This is a genomic window from Verrucomicrobiia bacterium (assembly GCA_035460805.1).
Lineage (GTDB): Bacteria > Patescibacteriota > UBA1384 > CAILIB01 > CAILIB01 > DATHWI01.
Map to the genome: position 1 here is coordinate 1 of DATHWI010000146.1, position 1591 is coordinate 1591.

The 1591-nt window shown below is 52.0% G+C and carries 1 protein-coding gene; it reads left to right on the plus strand.

Going from position 1 to position 1591, the window contains the following annotated elements:
* The coding region (locus tag VLA04_06025; protein HSI21215.1) for a hypothetical protein at positions 1-1591 on the plus strand (1591 nt) is incomplete at both ends.

The window sequence follows — 1591 nt, forward strand, 5'->3', positions numbered from 1 at the left end:
CAATATCAGCAGTACTCCTTGGGGTGTAGCTGGGATAAACATTCAAGCCGCTGCTGCTACCTATACCGATAGCTCTCCTGCAGCCAGTCCGGTGGCTTCCATTGTTGCCAACTCCCTTGGTATCCCAACTTTTGCCGCAGCTTCCGCAACCACCTATACCACCGCGGCAAACCTCTACATTGCCGGTGCACCTGCTGCAGGAACAAACGCTACGCTCACTAACTCGTACGCTTTGCATGTTGCCAGCGGCGCTAGCCTTTTCCAGGGTGCCCTAACCGTGTCTGCCGGTGGCGTAAATATTACCGGTAACTCAACAATCACGGGGACACTCGGTGGCCTAACTGGTCTGACCGTTGCCTCGGGTGGCGCTTCTGTTTCTGGTGGCTTGAACAATAACACCGGTGGCATTACCAACTCTGGCAATATTGCCGCAGGTGCCAATAACACCTACGACATTGGTGCTTCTGGCGTCCGGTACAACAACGGTTACTTCAACAACCTGAACGTCAACAACCTGACGGTTAACACCTCTTCTGTTTCCACAGGTGCACTAACTATCACCTCCACTACTACGCCGCAGCTGACTGTTCAGTACGATGTTTCCAATTACTACACCACCTCCGTTTCCTCAGCAGGTGCCATTACTCTAGATGCTACCGGCGCGTCTGCTGGCTTTACCTTTAGTGATGCAGTGGTTGCATCTACTGGGCTTACCGTTACAACCGGAGGGGCTACAATTTCCGCGGGTGGCATTACAGTTACAGGTAACTCTACCATTACCGGCACCCTCGGTGGTCTTACTGGTCTTACAGTCGCTTCTGGTGGTGCCACAATTACCGGCAATTCTACCATCACGGGAACCCTTGGTGGTTTGACAGGCCTTACTGTTGCGTCAGGTGGGGCCTCAATTTCTGGCGGCCTCAACAACAACGCGGGTTCTATCACTGGAGTTGGTGCCAACATCACTGGTTCTGCTGGCGTTACCCTTCAGGCCACTGCTGGTACCCTAGCCTTTACGGCCACGGGTTCAAATATCATTACTGCTTCTACAAATGGCAGCGAGCGCCTACGTATTGATGCCTCAGGTAATGTGGGTGTCGGTATCTCTTCCTCATTGTCGTCAGCGCGGCTTAACTCCCAAGCCCAGACATATACCACGGCCACAGGTACCACTTCTGCAAGCGCAACCAATATCATTACGGGTAGTGGCACCGCCTTTACTTCAGAAGTGGCTATTGGTGACCGTATCGCCCTGTCGTCCGCCACCAGTACTTACAGCACGGTTATTGATGTTCAATCCGACACCGTACTGGTTGTTGGTTCAGTGCTCGGAAATGGGGCAAGCCAGACCATCCGCATCCAAAAGGCTGCTTTTAAAACCTACGACTCTTCTGGTGCGCCTTTGGTAACCTTGCAGGGAAACAACGGGATATACGTACATGAGGGTAGTCAGATTTCCTTCATGAGTAGTGCTTCAGGTGAAAAAGTGCTGCTTGATGCTAAGGGCGGTCAAACTGCAACTTTCTCCGGTAGTCGTATTAGTTCGACTGGTTCTCAGAACCAAGGTTTTGTGGTTGACCTTGACTACAAT